The sequence below is a fragment of the Betaproteobacteria bacterium genome (assembly GCA_016720925.1).
Classification (GTDB): Bacteria; Pseudomonadota; Gammaproteobacteria; order Burkholderiales; family Usitatibacteraceae; genus UKL13-2.
The window spans coordinates 41410-55121 of record JADKJR010000010.1; the positions used below are offsets into that span (position 1 = coordinate 41410).

Here is a 13712-nt window from a genome sequence, read left to right on the forward strand (position 1 = left end):
CCGGTAAGAGAAAAATGGCAACAAAAAACGGCGCGCCCAAATTTGGGACGCGCCGTTGACGAATTATACGCAAGTCAGCGGGGATTGCCGGATTTCTCTGTGTGCCCCGCCCGGTTCCGACTATTTCCCGCCTTTGTTTGGATTCTTGAGGTATTTGAAGAAGTCCGAACTGGGTTCCAACACCATCACGTCGCTCTTGTTGCGAAAGCTGTTTCGGTAGGCTTCCATGCTCCGATAAAAGGAATAGAACTCCGGATTCCTGGTGAACGCCTGCGCGTATATGCGCGCCGCACCGGCATCACCCTCTCCTTTGATCTTTTGCGCATCGCGATAGGCTTCCGCCAAGGTGATTTCACGCTGCCGCTCCGCATCGGCACGGATTTTCTCGGCCTCCCCTGAACCGGTGGAGCGCAGTTCGTTGGCGGCACGTTTACGCTCGGAGTCCATCCGGCGATAGATGTCCGCGCTGATTTCCGGCACGAGATCGACCCGCTTCAATCTGACGTCGAGCACTTCAATGCCGATGCTTCGCGCATCACGATCGGTCTTGGCGCGCAGGTTCTCCATGATTTTGTCGCGTTCACCCGAAATAACCTCGGTCAGCGTTCGCTGACTGAATTCATCACGCAAATCGTTGTTGACCGACTGCGCAAGACGGACTTCCGCGGCAGTCTGATCCCCGCGCGTTGAAACAAAAAACTGCTTGACGTCAATGATTCGATACTTGACGAATGAATCCACCAGCACGTTATTTTTTTCCTTGGTCTGGATACGTTCTGCGTCCTTGGTATCCATTGTCTGGATACGCGTGTCGTAAAAGCGAATATTCTCGATCAGCGGAATTTTGAAATACAGCCCCGGTTCGGTCTGGATCGCAACGACTTCACCCAGGCGAAAACGGATGGCTGCCTGACGTTGATCCACCGTGTAGGCCGCGAAGACCAGTGTGAGCAGGATAAGCAGGCTGACGACAATGATCGCAGGGAGGTTCTTTTTCATGGTTTATATCCCTGTTTAGCGGTTGCGCAGATCGCGACGGGCTTCAACCGGCGGGACTGCGGGCTCAACGACGGTTGCCGCACGCGGGGAACTGTCCACTGGAGCGGACGTGACCGCCGTTTGCGCGGCTGTTGCCTGAATCAGTTTGTCGAGCGGCAGATAGAGCAGGCTATTTCCACCCTTCTGGTCCACGACAACCTTGCTGGTGCTCTGCAATACTTGTTGCATCATGTCGAGATAAAGGCGCTCGCGGGTCACACCAGGTGCTTTCTCGTATTCCGCCAACACCTGCGTAAACCGCGACGCATCGCCCTGCGCATTCGCCATGACCCGCTGCTTGTGGCCATTGGCTTCTTCCATCAATCGTGCGGCCGCGCCTTTTGCCTTGGGAAGAATATCGTTTGCATAGGCTTCACCTTCATTCTTGAGCCGCTCGCGATCCTGCTTGGCGCGAAGCGCGTCGTCGAAACTTGCCTGCACCTGGTCGGGTGGCTGCGCATTCTGCAAATTTACGATCGAGATCAGGATGCCGGTCTTGTACCGATCGAGAATCCTCTGCATCAGTACTTTGGCGCGCGCGGCGATATCCCCACGCCCCTCATAGAGCACGAAATCCATCTTGCTTTTGCCGACGATTTCGCGCATCGCGGTTTCGGCGACCTGACGCACCGCTTCGTCCGGGCTGCGGTTATTGAACAGGAACTCCTCGGGAGACTTGAGGGTATATTGCACCGCGAATTGCACATCGACGATGTTCTGATCCTCGGTCAGCATCAACGCCTCTTCGCGTACCTTGGTCTTCTGGTTGTTGCGATGACCGACCTCGATCGCGCGTACTTGCAGCACATTCACGACTTCCGCGGTTTCAAACGGATAGGGCCAGTGCCAGCGCGGCCCAGCCTCAGTTGTCTGGGTATATCTGCCCAACCGAAGTTCAATGCCCTTGCTGCCCTGCTCAACAATATAAAAGCCGCTCGCCAACCAAACCGAGATGGCCAATCCTGCCGCCAGCGCAAAACTGCTACCCATCATCGCCGCCGAGGGCCCACCGGATCCGCCGGAATTACCGCCTGGAACGTTGCCTGAATTGCCGCTGCCTTTCTGGCCAAATATGTTGCCGAGCGTCTGCTTGAACTTCCTGACAATTTCCTCGAGATCAGGCGGCCCGTCGTTTTTGTTGCCGCGCTTGCCCCATTGAGGATCCTCGGCCATTTCTGACACGCCGGATGATATGCCTGCGTTTTGGCCAGCCTGATGATTGAATCCATATTTCACCAAGTAGTAGGGAAACGCCGCAATCGCCAAAGGGCGCGCTAGCCATACAAGCAATACATTTCGATCAATTGACCGCATTCAATTCACTCCGGGTGATATCAGTATCTCGGTTCTTCGGTGATTCCAGCCCGCTTTCCGGCGCCCGATGCCGATTGGCAGGAGAGAACATCGAACTCTCTTGTGCTTCGTTTATTGCCGCCCCGTCCGAGGCAAAAGTTTTGACGGGCTCGTTGACCTGTTGAGTCGACGCAGAGAAGCCGGACTCAATCGCATGTTCCTTGATCGCCTCGCGCACCAAATCGATGCCAATACCCACCAGCGCGCTAACTCGTAACTCAGCGATTTTACCATCTTCATTGCGCAGGGTCGCCGCGACCGGCAAGCCTTCAAGCATGTCAATCTTGTTGTAAACGATGACCTGCGGGATGGTTGTCGCGCCGATTTCTGCCAGTACCAGATTGACATCCGCAATCTGTTGTTCGCGCATTGAACTTGCGGCATCGACCACATGCAACAAGAGATCTGCTTCCATGGCCTCGGTCAGCGTGGCGTGAAAAGCCGCCACCAGCCCATGCGGCAGGTCACGAATGAAGCCGACGGTATCGGACATCGTCACATGAATACCCGGCTCAATGTAGAGCTTGCGCGTGGTCGTATCGAGTGTGGCAAACAGTTTATCCGCCACGTACGTGCCTGAACGGGTCATGCGATTGAACAAAGTGGATTTGCCGGTATTGGTATAACCGACGATGCCCACGTTGAATACGCCCGCCCGACGGCGGCTGGAACGCTGCGTATTGCGCTGGCGTTCGAGTTTCTTGAGTTTTTCCTTCAGCCGCTTGATGCGCTCGCCGACGAGGCGGCGGTCAAGCTCAAGCTGGGTCTCGCCAGGGCCACCGCGCACACTGATACCGCCGCGCTGCCGCTCCAGGTGGGTCCAGCCCTTTACCAGACGCGTCATCAGGTGCTGCATCTGCGCCAACTCCACCTGCAATTTACCCTCGGCGCTGCGCGCACGCTGGCCGAAGATGTCGAGAATGAGATCGGTGCGGTCGATCACCCGCACGCCCACGATTTTTCGATATTGCGAATCTGGATCGGCGAAAGCTGGTGATTGAACACGACCAGATTGGCATCATGCGCGACAACGGCTGCGGCGATTTCTTCGACTTTGCCCCTGCCGGCGAAAGTTGAGGCGTCAGGTCGCGCACGTTTGCCCGTTATGGTCTGCGCGACGCCCGCGCCAGCGCTGGTGACGAGTTCGATCGCTTCGGCCATACGTTCCTCGAATAACGGATCGTCGATATCCATGCCGACCACGATCGCCTGACTGCGCAGAGGTTGATTCGAGGTATGTTGTGGTTTCATGAATGATCGGTCGCGTAATCACCGCCGACGGAAATGTCCGGCGGAATCTGATCGCTTACCTCTCAAATGGGGATTTGCCGTGATTTCACAAGCCAAGCCGGCAATGCGCGGACCGCGCGCGTCCAACGCGCCGCATGACGATCAGCGCGACGCGATTAACCGTCGGCTGGTGTCTCAAACGGAATCGTCACCGCACGCGCAGGAACCACAGTTGAAATGGCGTGCTTGTACACCATTTGGGTCACGGTATTCTTCAGCAGCACCACGTACTGATCAAATGACTCGATCTGGCCCTGGAGCTTGATGCCGTTCACGAGGTAAATCGAGACGGGGATGTGTTCCTTGCGCAAAACATTCAGGAACGGGTCTTGTAGTAATTGCCCTTTGGCACTCATATTTTTATTCTCCAGTTGCATCCTGACCGTAAGCCCCGAGCCAGCAGGCTCGATTAACCGGTCGAAATTGGTGTTCGAAAAACTACTTTAGCGTAATCCTGCGATTGCGCCAAGTTTTACTTAATGACAGACAGCACAAATTGCGCCGGGTTCCGGTATGCGGCACGGTAGCGGCGCAATTTTGTCAAATTTGCAGGGCTACCAACCGCACACGGTCGAAAAGCCTGAAAAAAAGCTTAACTGAACATCTTCTTGGAGCGAATTCGGCCGCGGCGTCGCTGATTTTCCTGGCTGGCGGTCAGTTTCTGCGGTTTCTTGTCGGCATACGGATTTGCCGCCTGCTTCAGATCGACCCGTAGCGGCGTACCTTTCAGTTTGAACGCATCGCGAAAGGCGCTTTCGAGGTAGCGCTTGTAGCTATCCGCCAAGTTGGCCAACCCCGTTCCATGGACGATCACCACTGGTGGATTGTGTCCACCTTGATGTGCGTAACGCAGCTTGGGGCGATTCAACCCATTCATCGGTGGCTGATGCTTGGCCGTGGCCGCGATCAGCGCGCGTGTGAGTTTCGGCGTGGAAAGTTTGACCATCGCAGCCGCAAATGCCTGATCAATGGAGGCAAACATCGGCATCACGCCCATGCCGTCCTTCGCGGAAATCAGATGAAAATTCGCGAACTTCAGGAAATGCAGTTTGCGGTCGTACTCTGACTTGGTGCGCTCTCGCGTGTACTCGTCAAGGTTATCCCACTTGTTGATGCCGATCACCAGCGCGCGGCCCGACTCCAGAATGAACCCGGCGATGTGCGCATCCTGATCCGAAATCTCCTGGCGGGCGTCAAGCAACAGCAGCACGACATTGGCGTCTTCGATTGCCTGCAGCGTCTTGATGACTGAGAATTTCTCGACCGCCTCAAATACTTTCCCCCGGCGCCGAATGCCGGCCGTGTCGATGATGGTGTATTGCTTGTCGTTCTTGGTAAACGGGATGTAGATTGAATCGCGCGTGGTGCCGGGTTCATCGAAGGCGATCACTCGATTCTCGCCGAGCATACGATTCACCAGCGTGGATTTACCCACATTGGGCCGGCCGACCACGGCAATCTTCGGATGATCCGGCTCGGATTCATCGACCGCATCGGGAAAATGCGCGAGCATGTCTTCAAGGAGTTGCCGCACGCCCTCACCATGCGCCGCGGAAATCGCGACGGGATTGCCCAATCCCAATTCGTGGAATTCGGCGGAGACCACGTCCTCGGCCATGCCCTCGGCCTTATTGACGGCAACAATGAGCGGAATACCGCGCGACTGCGTGTCTTTGCGCAACCGCTCACCGATGATCTTGTCCTGCGGCGTCAACCCTTGGCGGCCATCAGTCACAAAAATAATGGCGTCAGCCTCGGCGATGGCCTGCAGGGTCTGCTTGGCCATCTCGTGCATGATGCCTTCGGTTACAACCGGCTCAAAGCCGCCTGTATCGACTACGAGGTAGGGTTTGGAGCCGCCGCGACCATGGCCATAATGGCGGTCGCGCGTCAGGCCGGGCAAGTCGGCGACGATTGCATCCCGCGTCTTCGTGAGGCGATTGAACAACATGGATTTGCCGACGTTGGGACGACCGACGATGACGATGGTGGGTTTCATTGAGCCGGGCTTAAGCGAGATTTCTACTTTACGGCGATGGAAAACACACCACCTTTGTCGGTTTGCGCGATGACACGATCGCCACTTGCGGAAAGTGAAATCACCCGGCTGCCATCGGTCAGCACGCGCCCGATCAACGTGCCGTTTTCCGGAGACATGACATGAACGAGCCCATCCTTGTCGCCAATCAGGATCTTGCCTTTGACGACGATGGGGGTTCCCGGATCACGCAGTTGCAGTTTTTCCAGCTTCCATACCGTTGCACCGTTGGTTTTGTCGAGCGCGAAAACATTGCCTGCCGTGTCAGCGACATAGACATATTTGGTATCGATCGCAACCCCGTCCGCGCTGGAAATTTCCCGCGACCACAGTACATTTCCATTCAGTGTTTCCACGCAACCCGTGCGGCCTTGATAAACCGACGCACAGATGCGCGTGTCGTCGAGCACCGGCAGACCGGACACGTCGGCGATACGCTCAAGTTCGGTCGCGCCGCGCGCGACCGAAATGGTGGTTTCCCAAATCGGTTTACCGCTGTCGAGTTCAATCGCAATCACCTTGCCGCCGGGATAGCCCGCGTAGATGACGCCGCGGTTAACGAGTACGCTCGCGTTGGTGCGCAACGTGAGGGCCGGTGCGGCGCGCTGGAACACCCATTTGCGCTTGCCATCGATCCGGTTCAAGGCAACGATGCGTCCATCGGCCGTGCGAACAATCACGTTGCCGGATGCAACCACGGGCGGCGCCAGCACCTCACCGGACACCGAGGTCTTCCACAAAGAGCGGCCAGCGAAATCGAGCGCAATGATTTCACCCTTTCCCGAACCCACCACAACGGTGTCGTCATTGACGCCCACGCCACCGGTCAGCGCCGACTTTGCTTCAAGGCGCGTAACGACGCGTCCACCCTCTTCTGACAACGCGTAAACACTACCGTCGCGACCCGCTGCGTACACCAGCTTGTCACCGAAGCCCGGTGTAAACAGGTATCCGCCAGACTTACCCACACTGGCCGACCAGATAACCGTCGCGGCATTGACCCCCGGAATTGCCGGGAGCACTGCGGGCTTCTTGCCGCTGCCACCCCATCCCAGCCACGCGCATCCGGACAGAACCCCGACGCTCAGCAATAGCGCAATCGCGCCCGCACGCCTCACGCCCAGCAGGCGGTTTGCAGGCCGGACACCTGATGTTTTCATGGGATTCACTGCTTGGTTCCTTTGTTGTCTTTCGCGTCAACTTTCGCGTCGACCTGTTTGGGCGGGCTGCCACCAAAGGCGTCAAGTTTCGCCTGGGAAATCGCCTTCAGCGGGCTACGATCCGTCGCTTTTTCAACAGCGATCTGGTATGCCGCCCGGGCCTCGTCCTTCTTGCCCTGTGCTGCCAATACATCACCACGCAAATCAGCCACCATCGAGGCATAGCCCTCGTCTTTCACTTGCTCCAGTGATTTCAACGCCTCATCATGTTTCTTGTCATCAAGCAGGACAGCCGCCAGGCGAATTCGTGCAATTGGCTTGAACGTATCGCGGCCATTGTCGACCACCCACTGCAGGTGCGCTTTTGCCGATGCGAGGTCGCCCGCATCGAAGGCCGCTTTCGCCGCCAGCAACTTTGCATCAGTTGCCTGGAACGTGCGTGGATAGGCGTCCGCCATCGCGGTCGCGGCTTCAGAGAGCTTCTTGCTTTCCTTGCTGGCAGCCACTTCCTGCGCAGTCTTTTCAACGCTCCTGAACAACACTTCGGCATCGGCGTTCTGCCTGGCTTCATAATAGCGCCAGCCCTGAATGCTCAGGGCGCCAATGACAAACGCTCCAACGCCGGCATAAACCCAATTGCCCCACTTGTCCCACCAGTCCTTGAGCGCGTCGATGCGTTCCTGTTCTTCCAAATCGTAAGCTGTCATGACTTTCTATCCAGTCTGTTTGTGCTTGATCAAAATTGATTTCGCGTTGCATCGAAGGAGCACGCACTTCAGGCGGTTGCCCCATCCCACAATTTGCTGACTACCTCGTCGACGGTCAACAATGCCTGCGCACCGTCCTCACGCAGAGGCTTGACGCTGACCTTGCCTGCCGCCACTTCATCCGCGCCCAGAATAATAGCAAAGCGCGCACCGCTGGCATCGGCTTTCTTCATCTGCGATTTGAAACTCGCCGCCTTCCCGTCCGCCGTACCGTGCAATGCAATGGCAAGGCCGTGATCGCGCAATTGCTCCGCCGTCCGAAATGCCTGCTGCTCGAAGCCATCCGAAAATATTACATAGGCGTCCAGCGTCTCGACTGCGGGCGGAGGGTTCTCGTCCAGCAGCATCATGACACGCTCCACGCCGAAGCCGAATCCACAGGAAGGCGCCGGTTTGCCACCCAGTTGTTCCATCAGGCCATCGTATCGACCACCGCCCGCGATGGTCAGTTCCCACTCACCGCCTTTGCTGCCTTTGGCGATGAACTCGAAGACCGTGCGATTGTAGTAATCGAAGCCACGCACCAGACGTGGATTCACAGTGTATTTCAACCCGGCAGCATCGAGCCTCTGTTTCACGCCGTCGAAATGCAGCTTTTCCGCCTCACCCAGGAAGTCCATGAGCCTCGGCGCCGCATTGACCAATTCCTGCATGGCAGGATTCTTTGTGTCCAGCGTTCGTAGCGGATTGGTGTGCAGCCTGCGAACGGCATCGGCATCAAGCTGATCCTGATGCGTTTCAAAATACGCGACCAGCGCACCACGGTGCGCCTGACGGGCGGCGGCATCACCAATGGAATTGAGGTGCAGCGCGACGTCCTTGAAACCGAGGCGCGTCCACAAACGAGACAGCATCACGATCTGTTCGGCATCCACATCGGGGCCGGCGAAGCCCATCGCTTCCACATCGAACTGGTGAAATTGCCGCAGCCTTCCCTTTTGCGGGCGTTCATGCCGAAACATCGGCCCCCAAGTCCAGATACGCTTCGGGCCTTCATACAGAATATTGTGCTCGATGGCCGCGCGCACCAAGCCGGCCGTCGCTTCCGGGCGCAGCGTCAGCCTGTCGCCATTCATGCTGTCTTCAAAGGAGTACATTTCCTTTTCGACGATGTCCGTCACTTCGCCGATCGAACGCACGAACAATGCCGTCGGCTCGACCACGGGTGCGCGCATCAGGCGGTAGCCGTATTGCTCGAAAACCTCACGGGTCGTGTCCTCAAGAAACTGCCAAAGCGGCGCGTCTTGCGGCAACAGATCGTTCATACCGCGGACGGCTTGCAGGGTTTGCGGGGATTTGCTCATTTAATGCGGATTGTCGTGCCGGCGAAAAAATAGCGTTGTGCGGGGAAAACACGCTATTTTACAGGGCTTTAGTGTTGGGCCGCTATCTGAATTGCGCGTTTTCGCGTGGAAGTCGAGTGCCAAGTTGCGTGAAAGCGGGATATTGAGATGAACACCAAACTCAAGCATTGGCGCGACTTTCCAGCTATTTTCAGCCTGTGATGCGCGTCAGCGCTAGTGTTTCAATGGATTTGTCTTCCGCGCCGTGAATCCGAAAACAATGTCGCGGCGTCACGCGCCCGCCACGGCTTTGATCGGAATTTCCTTTTTGCGCGATTTGGCTTTGCGCGCCATGCCGGCAGCGTAATTTTTCTTCACATAGTCATCCACCAACGCCTGGAATTCCTCGGCAATGCGGTCACCCTTAAGCGTGACCGCTTTCTCGCCGTCGATAAATACGGGAGCGACGGGTCGTTCGCCCGAGCCCGGCAATGAAATGCCGATATCGGCCAGCTTGGATTCACCGGGACCGTTCACCACACAACCCATCACCGCCACGTGCATGTCTTCCACGCCGGGAAATTGCGTCTTCCAGATTGGCATCTGATGACGCAGGTAGGTTTGAATCTTTTCCGCGAGCTCCTGGAAAAAAGTGCTGGTCGTGCGACCGCAGCCCGGGCACGCGGCCACCATCGGCGTAAAGGCGCGCAGTCCCATGGTTTGCAGGATTTCCTGGGCGACGATCACCTCCTTCGTGCGATCGCCGTTGGGTTCCGGCGTGAGCGAAATCCGGATCGTGTCACCGATGCCTTCCTGCAACAGCACCGACAAGGCAGCAGTTGAAGCCACAATACCTTTTGAACCCATGCCCGCCTCTGTCAGCCCGAGATGCAACGGATAATCGCAGCGCCGGGCAAGATCGCGATAGACAGCAATCAAATCCTGCACTGAACTCACCTTGCAGGAAAGGATGATCTTGTTTCCCGCCAGCCCCAGCTCCTCTGCCTGGGCAGCACTTTGCAGCGCAGAGACAATGAGCGCCTCGCGCATCACGGCGTCGGCCTCCTTCGGCTGCGATGACTTGCCATTCTCGTCCATCATGCGCGCAATCAGTTCCGGATCGAGCGAACCCCAATTCACACCGATACGAACCGGCTTGTCGAAGCGGATCGCCACGTCGATCATCGCGCCGAACTGATTGTCGCGTTTGCTGCCTTGGCCGACATTGCCCGGATTGATTCTCAGCTTGGCAAGTGCCACGGCGCAATCCGGCACTTCCGTGAGCAGTTTGTGACCGTTGAAATGAAAATCGCCGACCAGCGGAACGTCAACACCAATTGCATCCAGACCGACTCGAATCTTTGCAACCGCGCGGGCCGCATCCAAGGTGTTTACAGTAATGCGCACGGCTTCCGAGCCCGCACGCGCAAGCGCGGCAACCTGCGCAATCGTCGCCGCAATATTTTCAGTGTCGGTATTGGTCATTGACTGGACCATGATCGGCGCGCCGCCGCCGACGGCGATTCGCCCAATCATGACCTGTCGCGAGTGGCGACGAAGAATGTTCTCAAACATGCTGATTCCTGCTCTGCCGATGGCGGTGCTGTTACAAAAGTGCGCGCGCGATGCCTGATCCAGATTGAGCCAGGCTATTTCACGGTCACGCGCGCAACCGAGACGCGTGTATGCGGCTCAAGCGAGAATTCCCGCCCGTTAAACGCCATGCGAGTGGACTTTGCATTGCCGACAATAACCGAGAACGGGGCGCGGCCGAAAACTTCTTCGGCGTCGCCGGCTTTGAATCGACGCGAAAGAATGGTTTTTCCACTGGCATCAACAACTTCGACCCACGATTCACCGCTGAAGGTGAAACCAAGGGTTGCGCTGCGGGCACCGGGTGCCGGCAATGGCGGTGGCAGTGATCGAACCGGTGCGGGCTCCGGCTCATTGGCAATGGTCAGAGGCGGTGGCAACGCGGCCACAGTTGCCACTACCACCGGCGGCGCCGTGGCAAGCGTCGTGGCGACGTTGGCAACGTCTGCCGCTTTGGGTGGCATTTCCGGCGACGGAACTGGTGTCGCATTGTCAACGCCAGGTTGCGGCGTGCCTGTGGCAACGACGACCGTTTCAGGCAAACTGACTGGAACAGACGAAGCCGGTGAAGCCAACGGCGTAACGATTGATTGACCAGCATCCACATTAGCGCGCTGAACGTCATTGCGATGCGGAAACACATATTCCCACCAGTACCAGATGGCCGCCAGCAGCAGCAACGCAACGATGCCAACAACGAGCGCGCGACCGTTTGGTGTAGCCAGCTCTCCACCCGGCGACGGAACCTTGATGTTTTGCAGGCTGGGTACCACCACGGACGACGCCTTCACGGCGGCGGCACCGCTATGTGTCTTTTCGAGCAACACGAGCACCTCATCCGCATTCAATGAAACCGCCTTCGCGTAGTTGCGTACAAACCCTCGCAGAAAGGTGCCGGTGGGTACGGCCGCGTAATCAGAATTTTCGAGTGCAACAACCTGCTTCAGGCCCATGCGCAATTTGGTAGCGATGTCCGCGGATGAAAGACCTGCTTTTTCACGGGCATCACGCAGCAGCGCACCCACTGACATGGGCGCAACCGGTGCGGTTCCTGCTGACGCGGGAAGCGCCCGCGCTTGCACATCAGAAGTTGTCGAATCATTGGAGGCAACCACCTCCAAACCGCCCGGCACGGGATTTTCGGAACTGGGCGTTACAGTTACGTTGGACATCGCGCGTTTTTCCTGCATGAATATATTGCGAACTTCGGTTAGCGTATTTCGGTTGCCGCACGGGATTGCGATGAATCGGGAAACCGGCGACGCAATTGTTGCAAGTAGCTTGTTTCCGCGGTCTTGTCGCCGTTGGCGCGCGCAACACGCACGCCGAGCAGAAGCGCGTCCGCACTCGATGCCTGCATAACCTGCATGTGCCGAATCAGATATGCCTCGGATTCCTTGACGCGGCCTTGCGCAAACGTGAGCTCGGCGAGTTCAAGCAGCGACGGACCGTAACGAGGCTGCCGCTGAAGCGCGGCACGGAATTGGGCTTCTGCCGTCGCAATATCACCGGCCTTGCGGGCACATACGCCGGCATTGTGCATGGCCCGCTCCGGGCTGTTGTAAAGTGGGTCTTTCAACGCGGCGCGAAAATACTGCATCGCCTCGACGGGGTTTTGCCGCTGGCAGACATACCAGCCAAAGTTATTTAGCGTCTCCGGGTCGTTCGGGGCGAGCTTTAACGCCTGCTCAAATGCCTGCGCGGCTTTCGCATCCTCACGCAACTGCATATAGATGATCCCAAGCATGTTGTACGCCGGCGCATACGTCGGTAATACCGCCACCGCCTGCTGACCCGCATCGAGCGCGACGCTCAGGTTGCCGAGACGATAATACTCGCCGGCTCGCTCGGTGTGGATCTGTGCACGCTGTGCCGGGCCGCTGTTTCCTGCCTGCTCGGCGACTTTCACCTCCACGGTTGTTTGCGAAACACAACCCGTCAGCAGCGCGGAAACCAGCGAGAGCGCAACTAATCCACCCCACAATTTTCTCAACACGAAGTCCTTTCGAGTGACGGTCAACATTTTGTGTTGATCACGCAGCGGCCCGCACAACATGTACCACATTGATGACCTGCGAACCCTGCGTACCTGGCATGCCCTGTGTGCGATTTGACTTGTCGACAACCTGCCCTGCCAGCTGTCCGCAGGCGGCATCGATATCTTCACCGCGCGTCTTTCTGATCGTGACCACAAAACCCGCATTCTGCAACACTTCGCGGAAACGATGGATCGCGTTATTGCTTGAACGCCGGTACGGCGCTTCGGGAAACGGGTTCCACGGAATGAGATTGAATTTGCACGGCAGATCCCCCACCAGCGTGACCAGTTCATGCGCGTGTTGCACCGAATCGTTGACGCCATCGAGCATCACGTATTCGAACGTGACGAAATCACGCGGCGCAGCATCAAGATAATCGCGAATGGTGGCAAGCAGCTCGGCCAGCGGATATTTCTGGTTGATCGGCACCAATACGTTACGCAACGCGTCGTTCGGCGCGTGCAACGAAACAGCCAGTGCGACCGGGCAACGATCTTTCAATCGCTTCAGCGCTGGCACGATACCACTGGTGGAAAGCGTCACGCGACGACGCGAGAGGCCGTATCCATGGTCATCCAGCATGATCTCCATGGCGGCGGTGACATTTTCAAAATTCGCCAATGGCTCACCCATGCCCATCATCACCACGTTGCTGACAATGCGTTCACCTTTCGGATCACGGCCCATTGCCTTATTGGCCCACCATAACTGCCAGATGATCTCGGCACTGGTGAGATTGCGGTTAAATCCCTGCTTGCCGGTCGAGCAAAAGGTGCAGTCAAGCGCGCAACCAACCTGCGAAGAAACGCACAACGTGCCGCGGTCGTCCTCGGGGATGAACACCACTTCGATGCCGTTGCCGGTACCCACATCCAGCAGCCATTTTCGCGTCCCGTCTTTCGATGCCTGTTCGGTCATCAGGATCGGCGGGGTGATCGTCGCCACGCCAGGGAGTTTTTCGCGCAAAGACTTGGCGAGATCGGTCATCGACTCGAAATTGTCCGCGCCAAAATGATGGATCCAGCGGAACACTTGCTTCGCGCGAAACGGCTTCTCCCCCAAATCGGCGAAAAAACCCGTCATCTCTGGCAAGGTCATGCCGAGAAGATTGGGCTTTTCGCCTCTGGCGTGCTGGGGAACGGCCATCGTTT

Annotated in this window: 11 protein-coding genes and 1 pseudogene; all 12 read right to left on the reverse strand. The window is 57.3% G+C overall.

Annotated elements, in window-relative coordinates; all coding sequences use genetic code 11:
- Nucleotides 1–120: 120 nt before the first annotated feature.
- The gene (hflC, locus tag IPP88_15060; GenBank protein MBL0123981.1) at nucleotides 121–999 is read right to left on the reverse strand and encodes a protease modulator HflC; all 879 of its coding nucleotides are present in this window, start codon (nucleotides 997–999) and stop codon (nucleotides 121–123) included.
- A 15-nt stretch (nucleotides 1000–1014) separates the two neighbouring features.
- On the reverse strand, nucleotides 1015–2211 hold the full coding sequence (hflK, locus tag IPP88_15065; protein MBL0123982.1) for an FtsH protease activity modulator HflK: 1197 nt from the start codon (nucleotides 2209–2211) through the stop codon (nucleotides 1015–1017).
- Between the two features lie 127 nt (nucleotides 2212–2338).
- Nucleotides 2339–3642: pseudogene (hflX, locus tag IPP88_15070) on the reverse strand (GTPase HflX).
- Nucleotides 3643–3797: 155 nt separating this feature from the next.
- On the reverse strand, nucleotides 3798–4037 hold the full coding sequence (gene hfq, locus IPP88_15075; GenBank protein MBL0123983.1) for an RNA chaperone Hfq: 240 nt from the start codon (nucleotides 4035–4037) through the stop codon (nucleotides 3798–3800).
- 236 nt (nucleotides 4038–4273) lie between these two features.
- Complete coding sequence (gene der / locus IPP88_15080) at nucleotides 4274–5680, reverse strand: ribosome biogenesis GTPase Der (protein ID MBL0123984.1); 1407 nt, start codon at nucleotides 5678–5680, stop codon at nucleotides 4274–4276.
- Nucleotides 5681–5703: 23 nt separating this feature from the next.
- A complete protein-coding gene (gene bamB / locus IPP88_15085; protein ID MBL0123985.1) occupies nucleotides 5704–6888 on the reverse strand; it encodes an outer membrane protein assembly factor BamB in 1185 nt (394 codons plus the stop codon).
- Nucleotides 6885–7586 carry a tetratricopeptide repeat protein gene (locus IPP88_15090; GenBank protein MBL0123986.1) on the reverse strand — a complete coding sequence of 234 codons (702 nt, stop codon included), beginning with the start codon at nucleotides 7584–7586 and terminating at the stop codon, nucleotides 6885–6887. Before IPP88_15090 ends, bamB begins: the two co-directional genes overlap by 4 nt.
- A gap of 68 nt (nucleotides 7587–7654) precedes the next feature.
- The gene (gene hisS / locus IPP88_15095) at nucleotides 7655–8950 is read right to left on the reverse strand and encodes a histidine--tRNA ligase (GenBank protein ID MBL0123987.1); all 1296 of its coding nucleotides are present in this window, start codon (nucleotides 8948–8950) and stop codon (nucleotides 7655–7657) included.
- A gap of 270 nt (nucleotides 8951–9220) precedes the next feature.
- The gene (gene ispG / locus IPP88_15100) at nucleotides 9221–10504 is read right to left on the reverse strand and encodes a flavodoxin-dependent (E)-4-hydroxy-3-methylbut-2-enyl-diphosphate synthase (protein ID MBL0123988.1); all 1284 of its coding nucleotides are present in this window, start codon (nucleotides 10502–10504) and stop codon (nucleotides 9221–9223) included.
- A 74-nt stretch (nucleotides 10505–10578) separates the two neighbouring features.
- Entirely contained in the window at nucleotides 10579–11694 is a 1116-nt protein-coding gene (locus IPP88_15105) for a helix-turn-helix domain-containing protein (protein ID MBL0123989.1), read from the reverse strand.
- A gap of 38 nt (nucleotides 11695–11732) precedes the next feature.
- Nucleotides 11733–12545, reverse strand: coding sequence for a type IV pilus biogenesis/stability protein PilW (gene pilW / locus IPP88_15110; GenBank protein ID MBL0123990.1), 813 nt, complete (start codon nucleotides 12543–12545; stop codon nucleotides 11733–11735).
- A 10-nt stretch (nucleotides 12546–12555) separates the two neighbouring features.
- Nucleotides 12556–13707, reverse strand: a complete 1152-nt coding sequence (gene rlmN / locus IPP88_15115) for a 23S rRNA (adenine(2503)-C(2))-methyltransferase RlmN (protein ID MBL0123991.1) — start codon at nucleotides 13705–13707, stop codon at nucleotides 12556–12558.
- Nucleotides 13708–13712 lie beyond the last annotated feature (5 nt).

What these genes read in the sequence shown, in the direction of transcription:
- hflC (MBL0123981.1), bottom strand. Translation starts at nt 999, where the DNA reads ATGAAAAAGAACCTCCCTGCGATCATTGTCGTCAGCCTGCTTATCCTG.
- hflK (MBL0123982.1), bottom strand. Translation starts at nt 2,211, where the DNA reads ATGGCCGAGGATCCTCAATGGGGCAAGCGCGGCAACAAAAACGACGGG.
- hfq (MBL0123983.1), bottom strand. Translation starts at nt 4,037, where the DNA reads ATGAGTGCCAAAGGGCAATTACTACAAGACCCGTTCCTGAATGTTTTG.
- der (MBL0123984.1), bottom strand. Translation starts at nt 5,680, where the DNA reads ATGAAACCCACCATCGTCATCGTCGGTCGTCCCAACGTCGGCAAATCC.
- IPP88_15090 (MBL0123986.1), bottom strand. Translation starts at nt 7,586, where the DNA reads ATGACAGCTTACGATTTGGAAGAACAGGAACGCATCGACGCGCTCAAG.
- hisS (MBL0123987.1), bottom strand. Translation starts at nt 8,950, where the DNA reads ATGAGCAAATCCCCGCAAACCCTGCAAGCCGTCCGCGGTATGAACGAT.
- ispG (MBL0123988.1), bottom strand. Translation starts at nt 10,504, where the DNA reads ATGTTTGAGAACATTCTTCGTCGCCACTCGCGACAGGTCATGATTGGG.
- IPP88_15105 (MBL0123989.1), bottom strand. Translation starts at nt 11,694, where the DNA reads ATGTCCAACGTAACTGTAACGCCCAGTTCCGAAAATCCCGTGCCGGGC.
- pilW (MBL0123990.1), bottom strand. Translation starts at nt 12,545, where the DNA reads ATGTTGACCGTCACTCGAAAGGACTTCGTGTTGAGAAAATTGTGGGGT.
- rlmN (MBL0123991.1), bottom strand. Translation starts at nt 13,707, where the DNA reads ATGGCCGTTCCCCAGCACGCCAGAGGCGAAAAGCCCAATCTTCTCGGC.